This window comes from Duganella kummerowiae (assembly GCF_053572355.1).
The window spans coordinates 251,077-276,687 of the sequence record NZ_JBKFEH010000002.1; the positions used below are offsets into that span (position 1 = coordinate 251,077).

The 25,611-nt window shown below is 66.9% G+C and carries 21 protein-coding genes; 15 read left to right on the forward strand and 6 right to left on the reverse strand.

The window, feature by feature from the left end; all coding sequences use genetic code 11:
* Nucleotides 1-26 precede the first annotated feature (26 nt).
* Nucleotides 27-1,124, reverse strand: coding sequence for a chorismate synthase (aroC, locus tag ACLB1G_RS01925; RefSeq protein WP_491625483.1), 1,098 nt, complete (start codon nt 1,122-1,124; stop codon nt 27-29).
* Between the two features lie 198 nt (nt 1,125-1,322).
* Here aroC and ACLB1G_RS01930 point away from each other — a divergent pair, with 198 nt between their 5' ends.
* Nucleotides 1,323-3,584 carry a putative bifunctional diguanylate cyclase/phosphodiesterase gene (locus tag ACLB1G_RS01930; RefSeq protein WP_491625484.1) on the forward strand — a complete coding sequence of 754 codons (2,262 nt, stop codon included), beginning with the start codon at nt 1,323-1,325 and terminating at the stop codon, nt 3,582-3,584.
* Nucleotides 3,585-3,633: 49 nt separating this feature from the next.
* On the opposite strand, the gene ACLB1G_RS01935 is transcribed toward ACLB1G_RS01930, so the two are convergent.
* A complete protein-coding gene (locus ACLB1G_RS01935; RefSeq protein WP_491625485.1) occupies nt 3,634-4,521 on the reverse strand; it encodes a LysR substrate-binding domain-containing protein in 888 nt (295 codons plus the stop codon).
* Between the two features lie 78 nt (nt 4,522-4,599).
* On the opposite strand from ACLB1G_RS01935, the gene ACLB1G_RS01940 reads away from it, so the two are divergent.
* Together ACLB1G_RS01940 and ACLB1G_RS01945 are read left to right on the forward strand one after the other, a co-directional pair.
* The gene (locus tag ACLB1G_RS01940) at nt 4,600-4,998 is read left to right on the forward strand and encodes a CidA/LrgA family protein (RefSeq protein ID WP_491625486.1); all 399 of its coding nucleotides are present in this window, start codon (nt 4,600-4,602) and stop codon (nt 4,996-4,998) included.
* Entirely contained in the window at nt 4,995-5,675 is a 681-nt protein-coding gene (locus tag ACLB1G_RS01945; protein ID WP_491625487.1) for an LrgB family protein, read from the forward strand. The genes ACLB1G_RS01940 and ACLB1G_RS01945 overlap by 4 nt, the downstream gene beginning before the upstream one ends.
* 38 nt (nt 5,676-5,713) lie before the next feature.
* Here ACLB1G_RS01945 and nhaA read toward each other — a convergent pair whose 3' ends face one another.
* From nhaA to ACLB1G_RS01960, 3 genes are all read right to left on the reverse strand, one after another.
* Entirely contained in the window at nt 5,714-6,865 is a 1,152-nt protein-coding gene (gene nhaA / locus ACLB1G_RS01950) for a Na+/H+ antiporter NhaA (RefSeq protein WP_491625488.1), read from the reverse strand.
* 205 nt (nt 6,866-7,070) lie between these two features.
* Nucleotides 7,071-7,526: a CBS domain-containing protein gene (locus ACLB1G_RS01955; protein ID WP_491625489.1), complete on the reverse strand. Its 456-nt coding sequence runs from the start codon at nt 7,524-7,526 to the stop codon at nt 7,071-7,073.
* 151 nt (nt 7,527-7,677) lie between these two features.
* On the reverse strand, nt 7,678-9,039 hold the full coding sequence (locus ACLB1G_RS01960) for a YihY family inner membrane protein (protein WP_491625665.1): 1,362 nt from the start codon (nt 9,037-9,039) through the stop codon (nt 7,678-7,680).
* Between the two features lie 81 nt (nt 9,040-9,120).
* On the opposite strand from ACLB1G_RS01960, the gene wrbA reads away from it, so the two are divergent.
* The 11 genes from wrbA (at nt 9,121) to ACLB1G_RS02015 (ending at nt 22,011) form a co-directional block, all read left to right on the forward strand.
* Nucleotides 9,121-9,741 carry an NAD(P)H:quinone oxidoreductase gene (wrbA, locus tag ACLB1G_RS01965; RefSeq protein ID WP_491625490.1) on the forward strand — a complete coding sequence of 207 codons (621 nt, stop codon included), beginning with the start codon at nt 9,121-9,123 and terminating at the stop codon, nt 9,739-9,741.
* A 9-nt stretch (nt 9,742-9,750) separates the two neighbouring features.
* Nucleotides 9,751-10,158, forward strand: coding sequence for a DUF2069 domain-containing protein (locus ACLB1G_RS01970; RefSeq protein WP_491625491.1), 408 nt, complete (start codon nt 9,751-9,753; stop codon nt 10,156-10,158).
* Nucleotides 10,155-11,564 (forward strand): FAD-binding oxidoreductase, encoded by a 1,410-nt coding sequence (locus ACLB1G_RS01975; RefSeq protein WP_491625492.1) that lies wholly within the window; start codon nt 10,155-10,157, stop codon nt 11,562-11,564. The genes ACLB1G_RS01970 and ACLB1G_RS01975 overlap by 4 nt, the downstream gene beginning before the upstream one ends.
* Nucleotides 11,565-11,574: 10 nt before the next feature.
* Nucleotides 11,575-12,021 carry a DUF4124 domain-containing protein gene (locus ACLB1G_RS01980; RefSeq protein ID WP_491625493.1) on the forward strand — a complete coding sequence of 149 codons (447 nt, stop codon included), beginning with the start codon at nt 11,575-11,577 and terminating at the stop codon, nt 12,019-12,021.
* Nucleotides 12,021-14,597: an ABC transporter permease gene (locus tag ACLB1G_RS01985; RefSeq protein ID WP_491625666.1), complete on the forward strand. Its 2,577-nt coding sequence runs from the start codon at nt 12,021-12,023 to the stop codon at nt 14,595-14,597. Before ACLB1G_RS01980 ends, ACLB1G_RS01985 begins: the two co-directional genes overlap by 1 nt.
* The gene (locus ACLB1G_RS01990; RefSeq protein ID WP_491625494.1) at nt 14,597-15,667 is read left to right on the forward strand and encodes a lipocalin-like domain-containing protein; all 1,071 of its coding nucleotides are present in this window, start codon (nt 14,597-14,599) and stop codon (nt 15,665-15,667) included. The genes ACLB1G_RS01985 and ACLB1G_RS01990 overlap by 1 nt, the downstream gene beginning before the upstream one ends.
* Before the next feature lie 63 nt (nt 15,668-15,730).
* A complete protein-coding gene (locus ACLB1G_RS01995) occupies nt 15,731-17,566 on the forward strand; it encodes an ABC transporter transmembrane domain-containing protein (RefSeq protein ID WP_491625667.1) in 1,836 nt (611 codons plus the stop codon).
* A gap of 74 nt (nt 17,567-17,640) precedes the next feature.
* The gene (locus tag ACLB1G_RS02000; protein WP_491625495.1) at nt 17,641-18,726 is read left to right on the forward strand and encodes a threonine aldolase family protein; all 1,086 of its coding nucleotides are present in this window, start codon (nt 17,641-17,643) and stop codon (nt 18,724-18,726) included.
* A 33-nt stretch (nt 18,727-18,759) separates the two neighbouring features.
* Complete coding sequence (locus ACLB1G_RS02005; protein WP_491625496.1) at nt 18,760-20,283, forward strand: DEAD/DEAH box helicase; 1,524 nt, start codon at nt 18,760-18,762, stop codon at nt 20,281-20,283.
* 49 nt (nt 20,284-20,332) lie between these two features.
* Entirely contained in the window at nt 20,333-21,307 is a 975-nt protein-coding gene (locus ACLB1G_RS02010; protein ID WP_491625497.1) for a thymidylate synthase, read from the forward strand.
* A 14-nt stretch (nt 21,308-21,321) separates the two neighbouring features.
* Entirely contained in the window at nt 21,322-22,011 is a 690-nt protein-coding gene (locus tag ACLB1G_RS02015) for an alpha/beta fold hydrolase (RefSeq protein ID WP_491625498.1), read from the forward strand.
* A gap of 94 nt (nt 22,012-22,105) precedes the next feature.
* Here the strand turns inward: ACLB1G_RS02015 and ACLB1G_RS02020 are convergent, their stop codons facing one another.
* Entirely contained in the window at nt 22,106-24,988 is a 2,883-nt protein-coding gene (locus ACLB1G_RS02020) for an insulinase family protein (protein ID WP_491625499.1), read from the reverse strand.
* A gap of 135 nt (nt 24,989-25,123) precedes the next feature.
* Between ACLB1G_RS02020 and ACLB1G_RS02025 the strand changes: the two genes are divergently transcribed.
* Nucleotides 25,124-25,603 (forward strand): dihydrofolate reductase, encoded by a 480-nt coding sequence (locus ACLB1G_RS02025; protein WP_491625500.1) that lies wholly within the window; start codon nt 25,124-25,126, stop codon nt 25,601-25,603.
* The last annotated feature ends 8 nt before the right edge of the window (nt 25,604-25,611 follow it).

The following is a 25,611-nucleotide window of genomic DNA, read 5'->3' on the forward strand; positions in this document are numbered from 1 at the left end:
TCAGTGTCCGCCTTCAGCGCCCGACTTCAGCGGGCGATGTCTGGCGTGTTGACGTGCACGTCGCCGCACTGGGCGCGGTGCTGCAGCGCGTGGTCGATCAGCACCAGGGCCAGCATGGCTTCGGCGATGGGCGTGGCGCGGATGCCGACGCAGGGGTCGTGGCGGCCAAAGGTTTCCACCGTGACCGGCACGCCATCCTTGTCGATCGACTGGCGCGGCGTGCGGATCGAGGACGTCGGCTTGATGGCGATGGACACCGTGATGTCCTGCCCGGTCGAGATCCCGCCCAGGACGCCGCCGGCGTTGTTGCCGATGAAGCCCTGCGGGGTCAGCTGGTCGCCGTGCTCGGAACCCTTTTGCGCCACCGACCGGAAGCCGGCGCCGATCTCCACGCCCTTGACGGCGTTAATGCCCATCATGGCGTAGGCGATGTCGGCGTCCAGCTTGTCGTACAGCGGCTGGCCCAGGCCGACCGGCACATTGCTGGCCACCACCTCGATGCGGGCGCCGATCGAGTCGCCTTCGCGGCGCAGCTCGTCCATGTAGGCTTCCATGCGCGCGATCAGGTCGGCGTCGCCGCTGGCCGCGAAGAAGGGATTGGCATGCACATGCTCCCAGCCCTGGAAAGGCACGGCGATGTCGCCCAGCTGGCTCATGCAGCCCTTGAACTCGGTGCCGTACTTCTCCTTCAGCCACTTCTTGGCGATGGCGGCGGCGCCCACCACCGGTGCGGTCAGGCGCGCCGACGAGCGGCCGCCGCCGCGCGGGTCGCGCACGCCGTACTTGTGCCAGTAGGTGTAGTCGGCGTGGCCGGGTCGGAAGCTCTCGGCGATGTTGCCATAGTCCTTGCTGCGCTGGTCCTCGTTGCGGATCAGCAGCGCGATCGGGGTGCCGGTGGTCACGCCTTGGTACACGCCGGACAGGATCTCGACGCGGTCGGGCTCCTGGCGCTGGGTTACGTGGCGCGAGGTGCCGGGACGGCGACGGTCCAGGTCCGGCTGGATGTCCGCCTCCGACAGCGCCAGGCCCGGCGGGCAGCCATCGATCACGCAGCCGATCGCGGGGCCATGGGATTCGCCAAACGTGGTAACGGAGAACAGCTTGCCAAAGGTATTGCCGGACATAGTAGACGTGGAGGTTGGTGGTGACTAGACTCAATTTTACCAGTCCGCCGCCCGCCCCGTCCCCTGAAACCCACGGTTTTTGATAAATGTTGCCACTGAGAATGTTACATGAGTGATAAACGGTGGAAAACCCCATTCCCTCTTATCAATTCGCTATATACTTGACCGTGAAACTGAGCAAACGTGGAGAAGTGACGCATGCCCTCATCGATCAGCAACCTGGAGTCTTCCAAGGATGATCACGACGACCTGGTATTCCTCGATGAGCATCCGGCTGCGGCTGCCGTGTCCGGCCCGGACTGCGTATGGCGCGTCATGATCATCGACGATGACGAGGACGTGCATTCGACCACCACCTTCGCGCTCGGCAACCTGGACATGCAAAACCGGCCGCTGCAATTCGTGCACGCCTATTCCGCCAGCCAGGCCCGCGAGATGCTGCGGCACGAGCGCGACATCGCCGTCATCCTGCTGGACGTGGTGATGGAGCAGGACGACGCCGGCCTGCAGCTGGTGCGCCACATCCGCGAAGAGCTGCGGCTGCACGACGTGCGCATCATCCTGCGCACCGGCCAGCCCGGCTATGCGCCCGAAATCGACGCCATCCGCGATTTCGACATCAACGACTACAAGACCAAGTCCGAACTGACCCGCATCAAGCTGTTCACCACGGTGACGGCGGCGATCCGCTCGTACGAGCAGATCCGCAAGATCAACGACAGCCGGCGCGGCCTGGACCAGATCGTCCACGCCAGTACCCGGCTGATGTCACTGCACGGAGTACAGAACTACGGCGCCGGCGTGCTGGCCCAGGCGCAAGCGCTGCTGGACCAGCCGGTGGACGGCGTGCTGTGCGTACAGGACTGCCCCAGCGGCGACTGCCAGCAGCTGATGGCGGTGGCGGCCTGCGGCGCGCATGCCCACCTGCAGGGGCAGCAGCTGACCATGCGCGAGCAGCCGCGCGTCCACGCCGCCCTCGAGATGGCGCTGGCGCAGCGCCGCAACCAGTACGGGACCGACTACGTGGCGCTCTACTTGCCGGGCAAGTCCAGCCGCGACTTCGCCGCCTTCCTCGGCCTGGCCCGGCGCCCCAGCGAGATCGACGAGCAGCTGCTGCAAGTGTTCAGCGGCAACGTGGCGGTCGGGCTGGACAATGTGGAACTGGTCAGCCACCTGCACAACGCCGCCTTCTACGACCAGCTGTCCAAGCTGCCCAACCGCACCCGCCTGGTCGAGATCCTGGACGAGGCCCTGGCCGGCCCGGCGCGTAATGACGCCACCATCTCGCTGGTCGACCTGGACCACTTCGCCGAAACCAACGACGCCCTGGGCCATCATTTCGGCGACGCCCTGCTGGTGGCGGTGGCCAACCGCCTGCAGCACCAGTTGGGCAAGGAACTGACCGTGGCGCGCATAGGCGGCGATATCTTCTGCGTGCTGGGCGACTCCAGCCTGGTCAATCCGGCCCGCATCCTGGCCCTGTTCCAGACCCCGTTCAGCATCGACGGCCAGGATGTGCAGCTGACCGCCACCCTGGGCCTGGTGCGCCTGTGCGAGCATGACGGCGGCGGCGCCGATGCGCTCAAGGACGCCGACATCGCTCTCAAGCGCGCCAAGTCGCAGCAGCGCGCAGGCCATTTCTACTTCTCGCGCAGCATGGGGGTGGAGATCCGCGAACGGGTGCGCATGATGCACGCGCTGCGCACCGCCTTTGGGCAGAACCAGCTGTTCGTGGTGTACCAGCCGCAGATCGACCTGGCCACGCGCAGGCCGGTGGGCGCCGAGGCGCTGCTGCGCTGGCAGACGCCGGACGGCAAATTCATCTCGCCCGACCGCTTCATCCCGATCGCCGAGTATTCCGGCCTGATCATCGACCTGGGCGAATGGGTGATGCGCACCGCCTGCCGCGAACTGGTGGCGCTGCGCGCGGCCGGGCACCGGGACTTCGTCATGTCGATCAACGTGTCGCAGGTGCAGTTCCGCCATCCCTACTTCCTGGAGATGCTGCGCAACGCGCTGGAGGATACCCAGGCGCCGCCCGAGTTCATCGAACTGGAGATCACGGAATCGATGGCGATGGAGGAACCGGACCTGCTGATACGCATGCTGGCGCAGATCAAGCAGACCGGCGTCAGCATTGCCATCGACGACTTCGGCACCGGTTTTTCATCGCTGTCCTACCTGCAGCGGCTGCAGATCGACCGCCTCAAGATAGACCGCGCCTTCGTGACCGAGATCACCGGTTCGGCGCGCGGCAGCAGCATAGCCGAGATGGTGATACAGCTGGGCCGCAACCTGGGCCTGTCCGTGATCGCGGAGGGCGTGGAGGACGAGCGCCAGGCCCAGATCCTGCTGGACCTGGGCTGCCCGCATGCCCAGGGCTTCCTGTTCGCCCGCCCCATGACGGCGCAGGCGCTGGACAGCTGGCTGGCGGGCGGCGCGCTGCGCGGCGCGGCCTGACGCGGCCCGGCCTGGCGCGGCCCGGCCTGGCGCGGCCCGGCCTGACGGCTTATCCGGCCGCGCGCACCAGCTCCAGCCAGGCGCGCGCGGCGAAGGACAGGTGGCCGCCGCGGCGCCAGGCCAGCATCAGCTTCCAGTCCAGCGCAGGCTGTTCCAGCGCCGCCACCACGAATTGCCCCCTGGGCAGGGTGTCGCAGAACAGCCTGGGCAGCAGGGCAACGCCCACGCCCAGCCGCACCAGGGAGGCCACGAAGTCCCACTGCCCGCTGCGGCTGCTGATGCGCGGCGTGAAACCGGCCTGCAGGCAGGCCTGCCACACGATCTCGTTGAGCGCGAACGACTCGCCATAGAAAATGAAGGCGCTGCCGGCCAGCTCGCGCAGCGCGACGGTCTTGCGGCCGCGCCAGGCGGAGTCCATGGGCGCCAGCAGGCACATGGGCGAATTCACCAGCGGTACGGCGTCGAATTCCTGCCATACGCCCACGTTGGCGGCGTGGTCCAGCAGCGTACCCAGCTCCAGCGCTCCGGCGCGGATATCGTTTTCGATGGATTGCGAGCCGCCCTCGAACAGCTTGAGCTCTATTTCGGGATGTCGCCGGTGATAGTCGGCCAGCAGCGGCGCCAGCACCGCGTGCGACTGCTGGGTCACACCCATGCGCAGCTCGCCGCGCCTCAGCTGCTGCAGGTCGCCCAGCTCCACACCCATTTCCTCGTGCATGGCCAACAGCGCGCGGCCACGCTGCAGCACCACCTGGCCGGCGTCGGTCAGCGTGAAGCGCTTACCTACGCGGTCCAGCAGCACCAGGTCCAGCGACTGCTCCAGCTGCTGCACCATCTTGCTGACGGTGGGCTGAGTCACGTGCAGTTTTTCCGCCGCGCGGCTGAAGCCCTGCTGCTCGACCACGGCGATGAAGTAGCGCAGCGAGCGGATATCCATAATGTATTCCGGATTCGAATGATTTTCATAATTCTAATTCATTTTATCTTTCCGAAGCTGCAGCCTAGAATGGCCTCCATGAAACGCATCCTCTTCACCGTCGCCCAAGTCCTGGCATTGATCGCGGCCTGGTATGGCGCCGACCGCGCCGCTGCCTGGCTGCAGTTGCCCTTCTCAGGCGGCGTGCTCGGCTTGCTGGCCATGGTGGCGCTGCTGCTGGGCGGCGTGGTGCGCCCGGCCACGGTCGAGCAAGGCGCCGACTGGCTGCTGTCGAATATGCTGCTGTTCTTTATTCCGCTGGTGGTGTCGGTGGTGCAGTTCACCGGCCTGTTGCAAAGCGAGGGCCTGCGCCTGCTCGCAGCCATCGGCCTGGGTTTCATCGCGGTGCTGCTGGCGACCGCCTTCACGGTCGAGTGGGTATGCCGCTTCGAGCGCGGCCTGCGCCTCAAGCGCCTGCGCCGGGAGCGCATGGCATGACGCCGCTGCTCTACCTGGTGCTGACGCTGGCCCTGTTCTACGCCAACCGCGCACTGCACCGGCGCTACGGCTACTTCTGGCTGACGCCTGCCATCTCCACGTCGGCGGTGCTGATCGCCATCCTGCAGTTGTCGTCCACGCCCTTCCCGCAGTATTTCGGCGACACGCGCTGGCTGGTGTGGCTGATCGGCCCCGCCACCGTGGCCTTCGCGCTGCCGATTTACCAGTACCGCGCACTGGTCAGGCGCCACTGGCTGGCGCTGGGCCTGGGCAGTATGGCAGGGATAGCCGCCTCGCTGGGCAGCACGCTGCTGCTGGACCGCGCGCTGGGCCTGCACGGCAGCCTGGCGCACAGCCTGCTGGCGCGTTCGGTCTCGACCCCGTTCGCACTGGAAGCCACCAAACACCTGGGCGGCTCGGCCCAGCTGACCGGCATCTTCGTGGTGATCACCGGACTGTTCGGCATCCTGCTGGGACAAACCCTGCTGGCGCTGCTGCCGCTGCGCATGCGGATCGCGCGCGGGGCGCCGTTCGGCGCCGCCGCGCACGGCTTCGGCATGAGCATGGCGCGCCAGCTCGGGCCGCAGGAAGGCGCGGTCGCCAGCCTCACCATGATTTTCAGCGGTATATTGATGGTGCTGCTGGCGCCGCTGCTGGGCCGTCTGCTGGCCGCCTGATGGTGTTGCCGGGATGGCCATACCACCATGCAGTCAGGTCATGACTTCTTGCTTAGCCATATGTAGCCGGCTACGCCCGAGATCAAAGAGCCAACAAGGATGGCCAGCTTCGCTGCGCTCACGATGTCGGGAAAGCCGGGGAACGCCAGGTTCGCGATAAAGATGGACATGGTGAACCCAATGCCGCCCAACATCGAAACGCCGACGATGTGGGACCACCTCAGGCCATCCGGGAGCTTGGACACGCCGAGAACCACCGCCGCCACACATGCCAACGTGATTCCCACGGGCTTGCCCATGACCAGCCCCAATATGATGCCCAAACTGTTCGTGGACAGCAGGTGCTGCGGCCAGTCCGGGGACAGCACGATGCCGGTGTTGGCAAGCGCGAAGACAGGCAAAATGATGAACGCGACAGGCTTATGGAGAGCGTGCTCCAGGCGGTGGGATGGCGATTCCTCATCGTCTTGTGCCCTGGAGAACGGGATAGCGAACGCCAGCAAGACTCCGGCAATGGTGGCGTGCACGCCAGATTTCAGCATCAAAAACCACATCAGCACGCCGCCGATGAGATACGGCGGGAGCACGGTGATACGTAATTTATGGTTGATAAACATGAGTGCCCCGAATACCGCCAGTGCACCCAGCAAATAAGCAACCGACACCGTAGAAGTGTAGAACAAGGCGATTACAACAATCGCGCCAAGATCATCCATGACGGCTAGCGCCGCGAGGAATACTTTCAGCGCCGCGGGCACGCGGCTTCCAAGCAACGCAAGCACACCGAGTGCAAACGCGATATCTGTCGCCATTGGGATGCCTAAGCCCGGTTGCGTTTCAGTACCATGATTCAAGCTGAAGTGTATCAAGCTGGGCAATGCGATACCGCCGACCGCCGCGATAGCGGGAAGGATGGCCCGCTTCAAATCGGAGAGTTCGCCGCAGTAAAGCTCGCGCTCAAGCTCCAGGCCGACAAGGAGGAAGAAGACCGCCATCAACGCATCGTTGACCCACAGCTCGATGCTTAATCCGGCAACGTTTGTATGCCAGAATTGGAGGTACTGCGGGCCTAGCGTTGTATTGGCAATACTTAGCGAGACGATTGTGCACACAATAAGCACAATGCCGCCTGCTTTGGATGAGTTGGTAAATTCGGTGAAGGAACGGGATACAGCAGTGGAAATTTGCATAGTCGAGCGAAGTCCGACGTGGCGGCCCGACCGACGCAATTCCTGGCAAACCACAATGGCGTTGCCACCCTCCACCAGATTATAGCCGAAGCCGATGAAAATTCGACGGTTTCACGAGTATTTCAGCAAACGCGGCAGTGACTCCACAAGGCACTATTACCGTCAGGCTACGTGCGTGACAATACGTGCCCCCCAAGGCGCAAGTTCAGTCAGCCGCTTGATCCGCCTCGGCAGGCCAGTCGCGGATATAAGCCTTGAGCATGCGGTTCTCGAAGCTCTGCGCCTCCAGCACGGCGCGCGCCACGTCGTAGAACGAGATCACCCCGAGGATGGTGCGGGCGTTCATGACCGGCAGGTAGCGGGCGTGCTTTTCCAGCATGATGCGGCGCACTTCATTGACGTCGGTGTCCGGGGTGACCGTGATGGGATGGTCGTCCATGTGCTTGCGCACGGTGCCGGTGCCCACCGAGCCCGCGTTGCTGTGCACGGCCTTGAGCACCTCGCGGAAGGTCAGCATGCCGACCAGGTCGCCAAACTCCATCACCACCAGCGAGCCGATATCCTTTTCCGCCATGGTGTTGGCGGCATCCGCCAGGGGTTGATCGGGGCTGATGGTGTAAAGGATATTACCTTTGACTTGGAGAATTTCGGAAACTTTCATGGTGGGCCGTCCTGTCTCGGGTTGGTCGCTCTGTGGATGGGAGTCTGGTTGTTCTCGCCTTTCAGGCAGAATGTATCGTATGGGAGGCAAAAAAGCCAGTATTGCGGATAACCAAACCGCACCATGCCCGCACTCTGTTGTTGACCGGCGATTAACGGCAGTCCAGCGGGCCGAAATGCTCGGCCAGGGGCTGGCCCAGGCCGGCCTCCACGGCGCTCTCCACGGTGCGCGCCAGCGCGGCGGCGTCGCGTGCGGCCTGCAGGTCGCGCTCGTCGTCGCCATCACCCACCACGCCGGCATTGACGGCCATGCCGCCAAACACGAACAGGCGGTAGACATCGGCCACGGTCAGCTTGTCCACATTGGCCAGCAGCACCCATTGGTCGCTGCCCTCGCTGACCCGCTTGCCCCACTCCACCCGGCGCGGCGGATCGACGTTGACCCGCCCCACCCAGCCCTCGGCCAGCATTTTCTCCAGCAGCTTGTCCATCTCGTCAAAGCCCAGCCGGGTGCGCAGGCGGATCTGGCCGGCGCTGACCAGGGCCGTATCGCCGCACACGCAGGCCACGTACAGCACCTTGAGGATGGCCATGGCGTCCACGAATTCGCCGCCGGGCACCGCCTCATGCCACCAGCGCTCATACTTCACCACCGGCAGCGCAGCCACCAGCAGCGCGCCTATCAGGGTAATCATCCACGATAAATAAACCCACAGCAGGAACAGCGGCAGCGCCGCCAGCGCGCCATAGATCTTGGAATAGGTCGGGAACTGGACGATGAAGATGGCAAAGCCGCGCTTGGCCAGCTCGAAGGCGACGCCGGCCACCAGCCCGCCCCAGGCGGCGTCGCGCCAGTCCACGTCGCGGTTGGGCACGGCCACATACAGCAGGGTGAAGCCGCCCACGGTCAGCGCCAGCGACACCACCGTGTAGATCAGAGTACCGAGGATGGGGATATCGCCCACCAGGTCGCTGGTGGCCATGAACACGCGCGAGGACAGGGTCAGCGACACCCCTATCATCAGCGGCCCCAGGGTCAGGATGGCCCAGTACACCAGGATGCGGCGGGTCCAGCGGCGCTCGCCGCGCACGCGCCAGATCCGGTTGAACACGCGCTCGATCAGGTTCATCATGGCGATCGAGGTAAACACCAGCGCCACCGCCCCCACGGCCGACAGCCGCGTCGCCTTGGAGGCAAACATGGTCACGTAGCCCATGATGGTGCTGGAAATCGCCTTGGGCATCACGCTCTGGATGAAGTACGCATCCAGGGCGCTGCGGAAGGTGGTGAACATGGGGAAGGTGGTGAAGATAGCCAGTGCAATGGTCAGCAGCGGCACCAGTCCCAGCACCGAAGTGAAGGTCAGGCTGCCCGCCACCTGGGGCAGGCTTTCCTCGCGCAGGCGGCGGCTGGCGAACAGCAGCAGGTCGCGCACCTCATGCCAGGACAGGGAACGGACGGTCTCCACGCCGCTGCGGCAGCGGTGGAACACGTATTGAATGAAGGAAGACAGGTATTTCAATAACTTGTACTCGATATGGTGGATATAAGAATAGCAAACATGCTATCCGCCAAGCGCCCTATAATAACGCTGATGAACTCACGCAACCTGATAATTCTCGTATTGTTTTACTCGCGGCACGGCGCCACGCGCAAACTTGCCGAGCTGATCGCCCAAGGGGTGGAAAGCGTGCCGGGCTGCGACGCCCGCCTGCGCACGGTGCCCGCCGTGTCCACCGTGGCCGAGGCCACCGAGCCGGATGTGCCCTCCGCAGGTGCGCCCTATGTGGAATTGGCCGACCTGGAGGAATGCGCCGGCATCGCGGTCGGCTCGCCTACCCGCTTTGGCAACATGGCCGCCGCCATGAAGTATTTCTGGGACGGCACGGCAACCCAATGGCTGGGCGGCGCCCTGGCCGGCAAGCCGGCCTGCGTGTTCACCTCCACCGGCAGCCTGCACGGCGGCCAGGAAGCCACCCTGCTTTCCATGATGGTGCCGCTGTTCCACCATGGCCTGATGGTGCTGGGACTGCCCTACACCAACCCGGAACTGATGACCACCGCCAGCGGCGGCACGCCCTACGGCGCCAGCCACTGGGCCGGCCTGGATGGCGGCAAGGCCTTTACGGAAGATGAGAGACGCCTGGCGCTGGCGCTGGGCAAACGCCTGGCCGAAACCGCGGTCAAACTACAAGCGCCGCGCGTGGCGGCATAGGGGACAGACATGGAAAGCAGCATGCACAAGGCATATCACTGGGGCGCGATGGGCAGCCTGGGCGCCCTGATCCTGCTGTGCGTGCTGTGGGAGACGGTGCTGGCGCCCCTGCATCCGGGCGGCTCCTGGCTGGTGCTCAAAGCCGTGCCGCTGCTGTTCCCGCTGCTGGGACTGATCAAACGCGACATCTACACCCTGCAGTGGACCTCGATGATGATACTGCTGTACTTCGCCGAGGGCGTGGTGCGCGGCTACAGCGACCGGGGCAGCGTATCGGCCTGGCTGGGCTGGGGCGAAGCGGCCATCGTCTGTGTCTACTTCGTGTGCGCGGTGCTGTTCCTGCGGCCCTACAAGCGCGCCGCCAGGCAAATGGCCAGGGAGCTGCTGGACAAGATCAAATCCAGCACGGTCAAATGAATCCTGATTTTCTGCGCGAATGCCGCACCGCGGTCGGCGAGGCCCATGTATTGACCGACGCCGCCGGCATGGCGCCCTACCTGACCGACTGGCGCGGCCGGTTTACCGGCAAGGCGGCGGCCGTGCTGCGCCCCGCCAGCGTGGAGCAAGTGGCTCGGCTGGTGCGCGCCTGCGCCTTGTACCGGGTGGCGCTGGTGCCGCAGGGCGGCAACACCGGCCTGGTGCTGGGCAGCGTGCCGGACGCCAGCGGGAGCGCCTTGGTGCTGTCCCTGGCGCGCCTGGACCGCGTGCGCCAGGTCGATCCCGTCAACCTCACCATGACCGTGGACGCCGGCTGCATCCTGCAGCGGGCGCAGGAAGCGGCGGCCGCGCATGGCTGTTTGTTCCCATTGTCGCTGGCGGCCGAGGGCAGCTGCACCATAGGCGGCAACCTGTCCACCAACGCGGGCGGCACCGGCGTGCTGCGCTACGGGAACGCGCGCGAACTGTGCCTGGGGCTGGAGGTGGTCACGGCGCAGGGGGAAGTCTGGAATGGCTTGCGCGGCCTGCGCAAGGACAATACCGGCTACGACTTGCGCGACCTGTTCATTGGCGCCGAAGGCACGCTGGGCATCATCACCGGCGCGGTACTGAAGCTGTATCCGGCCCCCAAGGCCAGCATCACGGCGCTGGCCGCCCTGCCCTCGCCAGCCCACGCCCTGCGCCTGCTGGCGCTGATGCAATCGCGCTGCGGCGCCAGCCTGACCGGTTTCGAGCTGATGTCGCACTACTGCCTGTCCCTGGTGGGCCAGCAGTTCCCGCTGCTGCGCCAGCCCTTCTCCACGCCGCATGGGCAGTATGTGCTGCTGGAGCTGTCCAGCAGCGAGTCCGAAGCGCATGCGGTGGCGCTGCTGGAACAGTCGGTGGCCGCCGCGCTGGCGCAGGACATCATCGAAGACGCCGTGGTGGCCGCATCGGTGGCGCAGTCCAGGGCGCTGTGGCAGCTGCGCGAGCATATCCCGCTGGCCCAGGCCAAGGCCGGCAAGAACATCAAGCACGATATCTCGCTGCCCGTCTCCAGCATCGCCGCCTTCCTGGACGCCACCAATCCGCAGCTGGACGCGGCCTTCCCCGGCTGCCAGCTGGTGTGCTTCGGCCACCTGGGTGACGGTAACCTGCATTACAACGTGGCGCCGCCGCCCGGCGTCTCCAACGAGGATTTCCTGCGCAACCAAGACGCCGTCAACCGCGTGGTGCACGACAGCGTCATGGCCTTCGGCGGCTCGATCTCGGCCGAACACGGCATAGGCGCACTGAAACGCGGCGAACTGGCCCGCTACAAACCGGCGGTGGAGCTGAACATGATGCGGGCCATCAAGGCGGCGCTGGACCCGCTCGGTATCATGAATCCCGGAAAAATTCTGTGAAGGGATGATCATGAACACCAGCTACACCCTTGCCGCCCTGGCAGCCGGCCTGCTGGCCGTGGCGCTGCCCGCCGCCCGCGCGCAAACCATGCACAAATGCGTACACGAGGGCAAAACCACCTATGGCGACCAGCCATGCGAGGCCGGCGCCGACACCGTCCTGCCGGCGCCATACGCACCCAAGGCCGATCCCGGCGCAGCCTCGGACCTGAAACGGCAGCGCAGGGAAGCGGCCGCGCTGGAAAAGGCGCGCCACCAGCGCGAGGACCTGTACGCCCGTGAGCAAGCCAAGCTCTCCGCCGTGGCCGACGCACGCCAGAAAAAGTGCGCCAAGCTGGCCCTGGCCAAGCGCTGGGCCGACGAGGATGCGCGCAACGCCTCCGTGCCCAGGCGGGACAGCGCACAGCAGCGCGCTCGCCGCGCCGGCGACACGCTGGCGCTGGAGTGTCCGCGCTGATGGGGAGCGCCGCCCTGCGCCGCTTGTCGCGCTGGCTGCTGCAGGGCGAGTGGCGCGCACATCCGCTGCGCGCGCTGACGGCAGTGGCGGCCATCGCCATCGGCATCGCGCTGGGCTTTGCCATCCATTTGATCAACGCGGCCGCCATCAACGAGTTCTCGTCCGCCGTCAAGGGCCTGTCCGGCATGGCCGACGTGCAGGTGGCGGGCACCGAGCCGCTGTTCGACGAAAATATCTATCCCGTACTGGCGCAGCGGCCCGGGGTGGCCGTGGCTTCGCCGATACTGGAATTCGATGCTTCGGTCGGCGGCCGCCAAGGCGCCCTCAAGATCATCGGCATCGACGCCTTCCGGGCCGGCTATATCGCGCCCGACCTGATGGGCGTGCCGGCCGAAGGCGCAGCCGAGGATACGCTGGCTGACGACGCCATTTTCCTGTCGCCGGCCGCGCGCGGCTGGCTTGACCTGAAAGACGGCGGTACGCTGGCGCTGCGCTCCGGCGTGGCCGACGTGCCGCTGCGCGTGGCCGGTTCCCTGCTGCGCGCCCGCAGCGGCCAGCGCCTTGGCGTGATGGATATCGCCGCCGCGCAGTGGCGCCTCGACAAGCTGGGACAGCTGTCGCGCATCGACCTCAAGCTGCGCGACGGCGTCAACCGCGACGCCTTCCGCGCCGCGCTCGCGGCCGACCTGGATCGCCTGCATCCGGGGCGCTTCCGCGTGCTCATCCCCGGCGGCGAGGAGCAGGACAGCCGCAACGACGCCATGAGCCGCGCCTACCGCGTCAACCTCACCGTGCTGGCCCTGGTGGCGCTGTTCACGGGCGCCTTCCTGGTATTCTCTACCCAGGCCCTGTCCGTGCTGCGGCGGCGCAGCCAGTTCGCCCTGCTGCGCGTGCTGGGCCTGGACCGCCGCCACCTGCTGCGCCAGATCCTGCTGGAAGGCCTGAGCCTGGGCGTGGCCGGATCGGCCATCGGCATCGCGGCCGGCTATGGCGTGGCGGCCGCCGTGCTGCATTTCCTGGGCGGCGACCTGGGCGCCGGCTACTTCGCCGGCGTGCGCCCGCAAGTGCATTCCACGCCGCTGGCGGCGCTGGTGTACTTCGCGCTGGGCGTGGCGGTGGCCGTACTGGGCTGCCTGGCGCCCGCGCTGGAAGCGGCGCGCGCCAAGCCGGCCGTTGCGCTCAAGTCGGGCACGGAGGAAGGCGCCATGCGGCGTTTGGCGCGTCCGTGGCCGGCGCTGGCCTGCCTGGCGCTGGCCGCCGCGCTGACCCAGGCGCCGCCGGTGCTGGAACTGCCGCTGCCCGGCTACCTGTCCATCGCGCTGATGCTGCTGGGGACCATCGCCCTCATGCCGCGCCTGGCCGCAGCCGTTTTCCGCGACGCCCACCGCCGCTGGAGCGCGCGGGCGGCGCGCAAGCCGCAATCGTCGGCCGTGCTGTCGCTGACGCTGGCGCGGCTGGCCAACGCATCCGGCCAGGCCGGGATCGCGCTGGGCGGCGTGCTGTCCAGCTTTAGCCTGATGGTGGCCATGGCCATCATGGTATCCAGCTTCCGCGTGTCGTTCGACGACTGGATGCAGCACATCCTGCCGGCCGACCTGTACACGCGCTCCACCAGCGGCGGCAGCACCGCCGCCCTGCGCCCCCGGGAGCAGGCCGCCATTGCCGCCCTGCCCGGCGTGGCGCGGGTGGACTTCATGCGCTCACGCTCCATTTCCCTGGCGCCCGAGCGGCCCAACGTGGCGCTGATCGCGCGCGGCGGCATCGACGCCAACGACGCGGCGCGCACTTTGGCGCTGACCGGTCCGGCGCTGGACGCCAGCCAGCAAGGCGGGCTGGCGCCGGCCTGGATCTCGGAAGCCATGGTGGATGTGTACGGCATGCGGTTGGGCCAGCGCATCCGCCTGCCGCTGCAGGGCAGTCTGCGCGAATTCGTGGTGGCCGGGGTATGGCGCGACTACGGCACGCCCACCGGCTCGGTGCAGATCCGCCTGTCCGACTACCGCGCCATCACCGGCGACCAGGACGCCAGCAATGCCGCCATCTGGCTTGCGCCCGGCGCCAGCGCAGCCGCCGTCACTGCCGAACTGAAGCGCCTGCGGTTCGGACAGGAGCTGGAGATCAGCGCGCCGGACGATATCCGCGCCTTCAGCATGCGCGTGTTCGACCGCAGCTTCGCCATCACCTATCTGCTCGAGGCGGTCGCCATCGTGATCGGGCTGTTCGGCGTGGCCGCCACTTTCTCGGCCCAGACCCTGGCCCGGGCCAAGGAATTCGGCATGCTGCGCCATGTGGGCGTGACCCGGGGCCAGGTGCTGGCTATCCTGTCCATCGAGGGCGGCGCGCTCACGGCGCTCGGCATCGCGACCGGTTTCGTGCTGGGCTGGGTCATCAGCCTGGTCCTGATTTTCATCGTCAACCCGCAGTCCTTCCACTGGACCATGCAGCTGCACATGCCCTGGCCGCTGCTGGGGGGCGTGGCGGCGCTGCTGCTGGCCGCCGCCGCGCTGACCGCGCTGGTGTCGGGCCGTAGCGCCTTGTCAGGCGGGCCGATACGGGCCGTGAGGGAGGACTGGTGATGCTGCGTTACCTGATCGCGCTGCTGGCGCTATTTTGCATGGCTGCCAGCGCTGCGCCGCCACAGTACGATGCCGTCACGCCGCTGGCGGCGCCGCTGCGCTTTCCGGGCGACCTGGGCGCCCACCCCGGCCACAAGACCGAATGGTGGTACGTGACCGGCTGGCTCAACACGCGGGACGGCAAGCCGCTGGGCTTCCAGGTGACCTTCTTCCGCAGCGCCACCGCGCACGGCCGGGACAACCCCAGCGCCTTCGCGCCCAGGCAGCTCATCATCGGCCACGCCGCCGTCTCCGACCCGGCGCAGGGCAAGCTGCTACACGACCAGCGCAGCGCGCGCGAAGGCTTCGGCCTGGCCTACGCCAAGGCCGGCGACACCGATGTGCGCCTGGACGACTGGCGCATGCGGCGCGGCGCCGACGGCAATTATGCGGTCTCCGTGAATGGCGCCGGTTTTAAGCTGGACCTGGTGCTGGCGCCATCCCAGCCACGCCTGCTGCAGGGCGAACAGGGCTACTCGCGCAAGGGACCTAAGCCGGCCCAGGCCAGCTACTACTACAGCGAACCGCAACTGCGCGTGACCGGCACCGTGGCGCGCGGGAGCGGCAATGCCGCCGTCACCGGCAGCGCATGGCTGGACCATGAATGGTCGAGCGAAGTGCTGGACGCCGAGGCCCAGGGCTGGGACTGGATAGGCGCCAACCTGGCCGATGGCGGCGCGCTGATGGCATTCGAGATCCGCAGCCGCACAGGTGCTAAACTATGGGCGCACGCGACATGGCGCGATGCGTCCGGCAAGATCACGCAGTATCAGCCCGACCAGGTCAGCTTCACCCCGCAACGGCGGTGGCGTTCGCCCCGCACCAATGCCGAGTATCCGGTCGCCACCCGCCTCACCACCGGCAGCACCACCTGGGACATCCTGCCTTTGCAGGACGACCAGGAGCTGGACTCGCGCCGCTCCACCGGCGCCGTGTACTGGGAAGGCGCCGTCACGCTGGGACGCGACGGCAAGCCGGCCGGCCACGGCTACCTGGAAATGACGGGCTATGCCAGCCGCATGAAATTATGAACATTGTATGAACACTGATTACCGGCTTTGAACCAGATGAGCACCGACACCGCAGCCTACAATATGAGCAAGCATCCCGCCAGCCCGGCGCCCGCCGCATCTTCCAGCCCCGCCCAGGAACAGCGTAAGGGCAGCCTGGCGGCCCTGCGCGGACTGGCGCCCTTCCTGCGCCCCTACAGCAAGCGCTTTGCCGTGGCCGGTGTGGCGCTGGTGGTGGCGGCAGGCGCCACCCTGGCCATCCCGGCCGCCTTCAAGCAGATGATAGACCTGGGCTTCGGCGCCGCTGCCGGCGCGCGCAGCATCCAGCACGTGGACCTGGTGTTCCTGGCGCTGTTCGGGCTGGCCGCGATCCTGGCGGTGGCGACGGCGGCGCGCTTCTATTCCGTGTCCTGGCTGGGCGAGCGCGTCACGGCCGACATCCGCAGCGCCGTGTACCGCCACGTCGTTACCCAGAGCCCGGAGTTCTTCGAGACCACGCAGACCGGTGAAGTCCTGTCGCGCATCACCACAGACACCACGCTGATACAGTCGGTGGTCGGCACCAGCATCTCCATGGCGCTGCGTAACATCCTGCTGTTCGTGGGCGGGCTGGCGATGCTGTTCGTGACCAGCCCGCGCCTGACCGCCATCATCATCGGCCTGCTGGTGCTGACCGTGCTGCCCATCGTGATGTACGGCCGCCGCGTGCGCAAGCTGTCGCGCGACTCGCAGGACCGGGTGGCCGATGCGTCCGCCCTGGCCGGCGAAATCCTCAACGCCATGCCCACCGTGCAGGCCTTCACCCATGAACGCATCGAGTCGGAACGCTTCGGCGCCTCGGTGGAAGGCGCGTTCCGCACCGCCATGGACCGCATCCGCGCGCGCGCCATCCTGACCATGCTGGCCATCGTGCTGGTGTTTGGCGCCATCGTGTTCGTGCTGTGGCTGGGCGCCCATGCGGTGCTGAACGGCAGCATGACCGGCGGCGACCTGGGGCAGTTCATCCTGTACGCCTCCATCACGGCGGGCGCCATCGGGGCCCTGTCGGAGGTGATGGGCGAGGCCCAGCGCGCGGCCGGCGCCACCGAGCGTTTGCTGGAACTGATGTCGGTGAAGTCGCCCATCGTCTCGCCGGCGCAGCCGCTGGCGCTGCCGCCGCGCGCGGCCAACGGCGCCGCCCTGAGCCTGGAAGCAGTGCAGTTCCACTACCCTTCCCGGCCCGAGAGCGCGGCCCTGGACCAGGTCTCGCTGGACATCAAGCCGGGTGAAACCGTGGCCGTGGTGGGACCGTCCGGCGCCGGCAAGACCACCCTGTTCCAGCTGTTCCTGCGTTTCTACGATCCGCAGCATGGCAAGATCAAGCTCGATGGGGTGGACATCACCCAGCTGGCCCTGCATACCCTGCGCGACGCCATCGGCATCGTGCCGCAGGATACCGTGATCTTCTCGGCCGACGCCATGGAAAACATCCGCTACGGCCGCGCCGACGCCAGCGACGAGGAAGTGATACAGGCCGCCAGGCTGGCCGCCGCCCATGAATTCATCGAGCGCCTGCCGCAAGGGTACAAATCCTTCCTGGGCGAGCGCGGGGTGCGCCTCTCGGGCGGGCAGCGCCAGCGCATCGCCATCGCGCGCGCCCTGCTGAAGAATCCGCCCCTGCTGCTGCTGGACGAAGCCACCAGCGCGCTGGACGCGGAATCGGAACGCCTGGTGCAGAAGGCGCTGGAGGCGGCCATGCAAGGCCGCACCACCGTCATCATCGCGCACCGCCTGGCCACCGTGCAGCGCGCCGACCGCATCATCGTAATGGAGGATGGCCGCATCGTCGAAACCGGCACCCACGCCGAGCTGGTGGCGCATGGCGGCATCTACGCCAACCTGGCGGCGCTGCAATTCCACAACGTCCATATCGAGCATTAAGCCCGGCTTCAGCCGCCAGCCGGCGCGCGCGCCCAAAACCCGGTAACATTGGGCTCCTCAACAGGAGCACGCCCATGACCGATGCCGAACTGCGGCAGCAATGCCATACCATATTGCCCGGCCACCGGGCGCAGACGCCGACCGAGCAATTCGCCGCCATGTCGGCGTGGTGCGCGGCGCACGGCGTCAGCCATGACATGTACGGCAACGGCGAGTTGCTGCAGCAATTCGAGCAGAAAATCGCCGACCTGCTGGGCTGCGAGGCGGCCGCATTCTGCATCACCGGGACCATGACCCAGGCCACCGCGCTGCGCATTGCCTGCATGGAGCGCGGCAGCCGCCTGGTGGCGCTGCATCCGACCGCCCACATCCTGCGCCACGAGCGCAGCAACTACCAGCTGTTCGACCACTTCCAGGCGCTGCAGATCGGCGATCCTTTCCGCCCCTGGACGCTGGAGGAATTGCAGGCCGTGCCCGACCAGCTGGGCGCGGTTCTCCTGGAGCTGCCCGCGCGCGAGATCGGCGGCCAGTGCCCGGACTGGGATGATCTGTTGTCCATCAAGGCGCAGTGCCGGCAGCAGGGCATCCACCTGCACATGGATGGCGCGCGCCTGTGGGAGACGGCTGCCGCCTACGGCAAGCCGCTGGACCAGATCGCGGCCGGCTTTGACAGCGTCTACGTCTCGCTGTACAAGGGCATAGGCGGCCTGGGCGGTGCCGTGCTGGCAGGCAGCGAGGCCTTTGTCGCCAAGGCGCGCCAATGGTTCCACCGCCAGGGCGGCAACGTGATCCACCGCACGCCCTACGTGGTGGCCGCCGCCATGCAGTTCGATGCCCGCCTGGCCGCCATGCCGGACTACTACCGGCGCACCCTGCACCTGTATGAAGCGCTGCGTGCCTGGCCGCAGTTGAAACCGAATCCGGCGCGGCCGCAGGCCAATATGCTGCACGTGCATATGCCGGTGTCCTGCGAGCGTGCGCTGGAACTGCGCGACCAGGTCGCGCGGCAGCATGGCGTGTGGCTGTACAACCGGGTCGCCCATGCGGCGCTGCCGGACCACTGCTACACCGAGCTCTATGTGGGGGATAACCTGCTGGCCGTCCCTGCGCAGCGGCTTCCGGAAATTCTCGGCCTGTGGTCGGCCGCACTGCTGAATTAGATTACACTTGCGCCTTTTGCCGGCTCCCTCATCATGACTTTCCAGAACTTCGGCCTGATCGATCCCCTGCTGCGCGCACTGGATACCCTGGGCTACCGCGAGCCGACGCCGGTGCAACAGCAGGCCATACCCGCAGTCCTGGCCGGCCGCGACGTGCTGGCCGCGGCCCAGACCGGCACCGGCAAGACCGCCGCCTTTGCCCTGCCCATACTCCAGCAGCTGACCATGGCGGGCGTCGCCATGCCGCAATCGGTGCGCTGCCTGGTGCTGGTGCCCACGCGCGAGCTGGCCGAGCAGGTCTACGAGAGCTTCCGCACCTACGGCGGCAACCTGCCGCTGCGCTGCCATGTCGCCTATGGCGGCGTGCCCTTGGAACCGCAGATCGCCAGGCTGCGCAAGGGGCTGGACGTGCTGGTGGCCACGCCCGGCCGCCTGCTGGACCTGCGCCATCAGGGCGCGCTGCATTTCGACGCGCTGCAGACCCTGGTTCTGGACGAGGCCGACCGCATGCTGGACCTGGGCTTCGCGCGCGAGCTGAACGCCGTGTTCGAGGCGCTGCCGGCCAGGCGCCAGGTGCTGCTGTTCTCGGCCACCTTCTCCGACGATATCCGCGCCATGGCGGCGGCGCTGCAAAACGATCCGCTGTCCATCCAGGTCAGCCCGCGCAACACCGCCGCACGCAGCGTCAGGCAATGGCTGGTCACCACCGACAAGAAGCGCAAGCCGGAGCTGTTCCTGCATTTGCTGCGCAAGCTGCGCTGGGGCCAGGCGCTGGTGTTCGTCAAGACCCGCAAGGGCGTGGACCAGCTGGTGAAAACCCTGCAGGAACAAGGCATCAGCGCCGACAGCATCCACGGCGACAAGACCCAGCCGGCCCGTTTGCGCGCGCTGGAGCGTTTCAAGAAAGCCCAGGTGCAGCTGTTGGTGGCCACCGACGTGGCCGCGCGCGGACTCGATATCGAGGCGCTGCCGCAGGTGATCAACTTCGATCTGCCCACCGTGGCCGAGGATTACATCCACCGTATCGGCCGCACCGGGCGCGCGGGCGCCGAGGGCGAGGCCATTTCGCTGGTCTGCGCCGATGAAGTGGACCAGCTGCGCGAGATTGAAACGCTGATGCGCCAGACCATACGGCGCGAGGAGGAACCGGGCTTCGAGGCCGATCACCGGGTGCCGGAGACCGGCGCCGCCGGCCAGGCCGCAGCGGCGGCCAAGGCTGCTGCGGCAGGCGGGAAGAAGCGCCCGTTCACCGGGCCTCCCGGCGGCAAAGCCGCTGCCGCCCCCCCTATGTCTGCGCAGCCGGCCGGCAAAGCCAGCAGCACCGGCCGCGCCGCCCCAGTGGCGAACAAGAGCGCTGCGCCCCGCCCCGCAGGCAGCGCCCCAGGCTATGCCAGCAAACCAGGCGTCCCTGACAATGCCGGCAAGGCGCGTCGTAGCGCCGCTGCGCCGTCGGCGCCCAGGGGCGCAGTGGTGGTGGCAGGTGGGCGTGGCGCCAAGTCGACGGCCCGCGCCACCGCCCGCGCCACGGCGTCCAAGCCCCGGACCGGCAAGCGCTGAGCGGTTAAAATAGCGCCTTGACCAAGCCCCGCAACACTAGGAGTATCGAATGCAGCAATACCTGGACCTCATCAACACCGTGCTGGAGACCGGCAGCTGGCAGGACAACCGCACCGGCATCCGCACCCTGAGCGTGCCAGGCGCCATGATGCGTTTCGACCTGCTGAAAGACGGTTTCCCCGCCGTGACGACCAAGAAGCTGGCCTTCAAGTCGGTGGTGGGTGAGCTGTGCGCCTTCCTGCGCGCCTCGCGCAGCGCGGCCGACTTCCGCGCGCTGGGCTGCAAGGTATGGGACCAGAACGCCAACGAAAACCAGCAGTGGCTGGAGAACCCTCACCGCCTGGGCGAGGACGACCTAGGCCCGGTCTATGGCGTGCAATGGCGCCAATGGCCGGGCTACAAACTGCTGGACACCAGCGCCGGCCAGCAGATCGCCGACGCCCAGCGCAACGGCTACACCGTCATCGCCCCGCTCGATGATGGCGGTGTCAGGAAAGTCCTGCTGTACAAGGCCATCGACCAGATCCGCGAATGCCTGGACACCATCGTGCACAATCCGGGCAGCCGCCGCATCCTGTTCCACGGCTGGAACCCGGCCGTGCTGGACCAGGTCGCGCTGCCGGCGTGCCACCTGCTGTACCAGTTCATCCCGAATCCCACCACCCGGGAGATTTCGCTGTGCCTGTACGTGCGCAGCAATGACCTGGGCCTGGGCGCGCCGTTCAACATGGCGGAGGGCGCGGCCCTGCTGCACCTGGTCGGCCGCCTGACAGGCTACACGCCGCGCTGGTTCAGCTACTTCATCGGCGACGCCCATATCTACGAAAACCATATCGACATGGTGAAGGAACAGCTGACCCGCAAGCCCTACCCGGCGCCCCGGCTGGTGATCTCGGACCGCGTGCCGGACTTCGCCCGGACCGGCAAGTACGAACCGGAATGGCTGGAAAAGATCGAACCGTCCGACTTCTGCCTGGAAGGCTACCAGCACCACGCGCCCATCACGGCGGCGATGGCGGTATGATTGGCGGCGATCCCATGCAGATCGACTTCATCCCCGGCACCATGTGCGACCAGCGCCTGTGGGGCAAGCTGGTTCCGCTGCTGCCGGGCGATGTGGAAGCTAACCATATCCCGCTGTACAAGGCCCGCACGCGGGCGCAAATGCAAGCTGTGATTGCGGCGCGCACGGCGCCGCAGGCCCACATCGTCGGGTTCTCGCTGGGCGCGTATCTGGCGCTCGAACATGCGCTCAACCACCCGGAGCGGGTGGCCTCGCTGGTGCTGATCGCCAGTTCGGCCAGGGCGCTGCGTCCCGAGGAAAAGGAACGCCGCCAGCGCACCATGACGGCGCTGGAAAAACATGCCTTTGCCGGCATGCCGCCCAGCCAGCTGCGCAATTTTGTCCATCCATCGCACATGGGAGACAAGACGATCACGGAAACCATACAGCAGATGTCGCTGGACCTGGGCAAGGACGTGATGCTGGCGCAGTTCGTGGCCGCGATGGACCGCGAGGACCTGGCCGCGCGGCTGGATCAGTTGACCTGCCCGGTACTCATCATCGGCGCCGAGGAAGACGCCATGGTCAGCGCCGGCGACCTGCGCGAGATTGCCGCGCAGTCCCCGCAAGTCCGGCTGGCCATCGTGCATGGCAGCGGCCACATGATCCCGCTCGAAGCGCCAGACCAGCTGGCCGCCGCCCTGTCCACCTTCTATGCCAAATAACATCGGGGTCAGTCTCTAATCGGTACATGAGCCTGCTTTTTCCAGCGAACCCATGTCCGAATTAGAGACCTGACCCCGGGGTTGCCGCTGGCTTTTAGGCGGCGTTGGCCAGTTCCAGCAAGTCCACGCCTTGCAGGCCGGCCAGGTCCTGGGTCAGGTTGCCGGCAAAGGCGGCGCGGCTCGGCTGGCCGTTCTTCAGCCACCTGCGTACCGCCGCGCGGATCTGGTCCAGCGTGCAGTTCAGCACGGCGGTGCGGAACTGCTGGCGCGCGCCGTCGTCGATGCCGCGCTGGCGCAGGCTCCAGGCGTGCAGCACCTGGTCGTAGGGCGCGTTCGGCTTGTCCATGCCCTTGATCACGCAGATGATGGCTTCTTCCAGCTCCTCCTGCGAGAACTCGGCTTCCAGCACCTGGGCTATGGCCCAATCGAAATCGGCGTAGGTGCCGGCCAGGCGCGGATCGCGGTAAGACGACATGCTGAAGGTGCCGGTACTGCCCGCATAGCCGGCATTGCCGCCGTAGGCGCCGCCCTTCTCGCGCAGCGCCGGGTGCAGCAGCTGGTTGGTGATCAGTTCAGCCGCCACCGCGAGCGCGGCCGAGCCGTCCTCCTGCATCATGGGCGCGCGCCATACGGATACGCAGTGGTTGATCTGGCTGACCGCGTGCAGCGCTACGCTGCTCAGCGGTGCCTCGGCCAGCGACGGCGCCGCGCTGCGCGCCACCGGCTGCGATGCCGGCAGTGCCAGCAGGCTGCCCAGCGCCTGGCCATCCTCGCCCACCCCGGCCGACAGCACGGTCGGCCTGATGGCGATGATACGTTGGTGCAGGGCCTGCAGCTGCTGAGCGATGGCGGCCAACCCTTCCGGCGTCCCGATCTGCTTGAGCAGGCGGCCGAAGAACGGCAGCGCGGCGGCGCCGCTGATTTCGTCCTCGAAGCGGCGCAGCGGCGATACCGGCGCCGCCGCCGACAGCATGGCGTAGCGGTTGCCGGCCTGCGCCAGGCCGTTCAGGCGGTCCTGCACCTGGCTGTCGATCAGGAAGGCCAGACGCTCATGTTCATCGAAGCGCGCCTCGGCGATGCTGCGCGACACCAGTTCGGCGATGTTGGCATGCTCCTCGCGCAGGCCGCTGGCGCCATACCACAGGTCCAGGTGCAGGGCGCCGCCCGGCTGCTGGGTCGCCTCCAGGCCAACGTGGAAGGATGGCGCCATGCGCTGGCGCCAGGCGGCGGCCTGTTCGTAGTCCATCTCGCCCACGCCCAGTTCCGTCACCAGGTCGCTGTACAGGCGCAGCCACGGCCAGTCCTCGGTGCTGAAGCCGGACACGTCGTACAGCACGCGCACATACGACAGGCCGTTGGAGGCGATGGAGAACGGCAGCATCCTGGCGCCTGCCGTCTCCTGCACGGGCGGCACCGGCAGCGAGGGACGCGGATGCGGGCTGACGTCCGACGGACGGATGCGCGGCAGCACCTCGGAGCTGGACGGCAGCTGCTGGTGCGCTTCCAGCGCCTCGGTGTCCGCTTCGATGCGGGCACGCTCAGCGTCGCCCAGGGCCGCCGTGCGGGCCGCCAGCTGGGCTTCCTCGACGGCGTCGCGGGCCTTGAAGTAGTCGGCGTCCGGGATCACGCTGGTGGTCAGGCGGTTCGGCGAGTCCAGCAGATTGCGCACCAGGCCCTTGAACCAGGCCGGATCCTGGATCGCCGCTTCCAGCTTGGCCAGGTGCTCGTCGCTGTCGAAGGCGTCGAACACATTCCCGGCGCGCATGGCCACCGGCAGCGCGTGCAGCAATCGCGTGAGCGCGTTCGGCATGCGGCCGCTGGACGTGTCGCGCTGGCTGTAGCGCACGTCGCGCAGGGCCGCCTGCAGGGTTTCCGTTGGCACGCCTTCCTCGGCGGCCTGTTCCAGCGCGGCCCAGATGCGGGCGCGGGCCTGTTCGATCTGCGGCTCGGTCAAGCCTTCCATGCCGATGTGGAAGATCATCTGGCGCGGGCCATCGTCGTGCCCGTTCAGGCGCGACGGACGGCCGTAACCGGCCGATTCCATGGCCTTCATCACCGGCGCCGACGAATCGCCCAGCAGGCCGGACGACAGCAGGTAGGCGTTGTAATAAGTGTCCAGGTCGGCCGATTCGCCCAGCAGCCAGGCGAACTGCAAGCCGTATTCATCCGGCTTGGCCTTCTGCGAGGGGATACGCACTTCATTGGACTTGGGCGCGGCAAAGCCGGCAGCCAGCTGCGGCAGCATGCGCGGCGCGCTGCCGGACAGCTTGGACAGCACGCGTTTCTCTATCTGTTCCTGGATCTCGGCGGCGCTGATGTCGCCGGCCGTCATGAACACCGCCTGCGACGGGTGGTAGTGGCTGGCGTGGAATTCCTTGAGCATCTCGTGGGTCAGCTCGGGGATCACCAGTGGATCGCCGCCCGATTCGACCTCGTAGGTGGTGCCGGCCAGCAGGGTGCTTTCGACGCCGCTGTACAGGGCGCGGATAGGATCGTTGAAGGCGCCCTTCATCTCATTGAACACCACGCCCTGGTACGACAGCTTGCCATCCTTGAGCACGTAGCGCCAGCCTTCCTGCAGGAAGTTCAGGTAATCGAGATTCGGGAAGAAGGTCGCGTCCAGGTAGACGTCCAGCAGGTTGAAGAAGTCGGCCTTGTCGGTGCTGGCAAACGGATACACCGTGCGGTCGGCATAGGTGAAGGCGTTCATGAAGGTGGCGGTGGAGCGCCGCATCATGGCGAAGAAGGGGTCGCGCACCGGATAGCGCTGCGAGCCGCACAGGGCCAGGTGTTCGAGGATGTGGGCGCGGCCGTCGCTGACGTCCGGCACCGTGGGGAAGGCCACCAGGAACACCATCTCGGCCGAATCGCTGGCCAGGTGGATGTGGCGGGCGCCGGTGGTGGTCTCGATGTAGTCTTCAACCGTGGCTTGCAGCGAGGGGATGGCGCGGCTGCCAGTTTTTTCAAAAGTCGTCATGGTGCTCTGTTTGACTGTAGGTGAGCCGGTATCCTATCGTAAACATGGCTTGCGCAACGGATGGCGTGCGCGGCACTTCCCCCTGCACCGGGTTTCAACGATAATGCGCGCCATCCGCCCTTGAGCCTAGCCACCATGAGCAATCTGACCATTATCGTCGCCACCGACGCCGGGCGCGGCATCGGGATCAACAATACCCTGCCGTGGCGCCTGCCCGAGGACCTGGCCCATTTCAAGCGCCTGACCACCGGCCACGCCATCATCATGGGCCGCAAGACCTTTGACTCGATCGGCCGCCCGCTGCCCAACCGCCGCAATATCGTGGTCACGCGCAACCCGGCCTGGTCGCACCAGGGCGCCGAAAGGGCCGCCTCCCTGGAGGCCGCCGTGGCACTGGCCAGCGGCCTGCCGGCCTACATCATCGGCGGCGCCGAGATCTACGCCCAGGCCCTGCCGCTGAGCCATACTCTTGTCGTCACGGAAATCGGCCACACTTTCGAGTGCGACGCCTTCTTCCCAGCCATCGATCCCACGGTATGGCAGGAAACGGGGCGCGAGCAACATGTCTCGGCCGATGCCCTGCCCTATGCTTTCGTCACTTACCAGCGCAAATAAGGAAACAA

What these genes read in the sequence shown, in the direction of transcription:
- ACLB1G_RS01945 (WP_491625487.1), top strand. Translation starts at nt 4,995, where the DNA reads ATGACGCCGCTGCTCTACCTGGTGCTGACGCTGGCCCTGTTCTACGCC.
- ACLB1G_RS02015 (WP_491625498.1), top strand. Translation starts at nt 21,322, where the DNA reads ATGCAGATCGACTTCATCCCCGGCACCATGTGCGACCAGCGCCTGTGG.
- ACLB1G_RS01955 (WP_491625489.1), bottom strand. Translation starts at nt 7,526, where the DNA reads ATGAAAGTTTCCGAAATTCTCCAAGTCAAAGGTAATATCCTTTACACC.
- ACLB1G_RS01970 (WP_491625491.1), top strand. Translation starts at nt 9,751, where the DNA reads ATGGAAAGCAGCATGCACAAGGCATATCACTGGGGCGCGATGGGCAGC.
- wrbA (WP_491625490.1), top strand. Translation starts at nt 9,121, where the DNA reads ATGAACTCACGCAACCTGATAATTCTCGTATTGTTTTACTCGCGGCAC.
- ACLB1G_RS01995 (WP_491625667.1), top strand. Translation starts at nt 15,731, where the DNA reads ATGAGCAAGCATCCCGCCAGCCCGGCGCCCGCCGCATCTTCCAGCCCC.
- ACLB1G_RS02000 (WP_491625495.1), top strand. Translation starts at nt 17,641, where the DNA reads ATGACCGATGCCGAACTGCGGCAGCAATGCCATACCATATTGCCCGGC.
- ACLB1G_RS01940 (WP_491625486.1), top strand. Translation starts at nt 4,600, where the DNA reads ATGAAACGCATCCTCTTCACCGTCGCCCAAGTCCTGGCATTGATCGCG.
- ACLB1G_RS02025 (WP_491625500.1), top strand. Translation starts at nt 25,124, where the DNA reads ATGAGCAATCTGACCATTATCGTCGCCACCGACGCCGGGCGCGGCATC.
- ACLB1G_RS01980 (WP_491625493.1), top strand. Translation starts at nt 11,575, where the DNA reads ATGAACACCAGCTACACCCTTGCCGCCCTGGCAGCCGGCCTGCTGGCC.
- ACLB1G_RS02010 (WP_491625497.1), top strand. Translation starts at nt 20,333, where the DNA reads ATGCAGCAATACCTGGACCTCATCAACACCGTGCTGGAGACCGGCAGC.
- ACLB1G_RS01975 (WP_491625492.1), top strand. Translation starts at nt 10,155, where the DNA reads ATGAATCCTGATTTTCTGCGCGAATGCCGCACCGCGGTCGGCGAGGCC.
- ACLB1G_RS01930 (WP_491625484.1), top strand. Translation starts at nt 1,323, where the DNA reads ATGCCCTCATCGATCAGCAACCTGGAGTCTTCCAAGGATGATCACGAC.
- nhaA (WP_491625488.1), bottom strand. Translation starts at nt 6,865, where the DNA reads ATGCAAATTTCCACTGCTGTATCCCGTTCCTTCACCGAATTTACCAAC.
- ACLB1G_RS01985 (WP_491625666.1), top strand. Translation starts at nt 12,021, where the DNA reads ATGGGGAGCGCCGCCCTGCGCCGCTTGTCGCGCTGGCTGCTGCAGGGC.
- ACLB1G_RS01935 (WP_491625485.1), bottom strand. Translation starts at nt 4,521, where the DNA reads ATGGATATCCGCTCGCTGCGCTACTTCATCGCCGTGGTCGAGCAGCAG.
- aroC (WP_491625483.1), bottom strand. Translation starts at nt 1,124, where the DNA reads ATGTCCGGCAATACCTTTGGCAAGCTGTTCTCCGTTACCACGTTTGGC.
- ACLB1G_RS02005 (WP_491625496.1), top strand. Translation starts at nt 18,760, where the DNA reads ATGACTTTCCAGAACTTCGGCCTGATCGATCCCCTGCTGCGCGCACTG.
- ACLB1G_RS02020 (WP_491625499.1), bottom strand. Translation starts at nt 24,988, where the DNA reads ATGACGACTTTTGAAAAAACTGGCAGCCGCGCCATCCCCTCGCTGCAA.
- ACLB1G_RS01990 (WP_491625494.1), top strand. Translation starts at nt 14,597, where the DNA reads ATGCTGCGTTACCTGATCGCGCTGCTGGCGCTATTTTGCATGGCTGCC.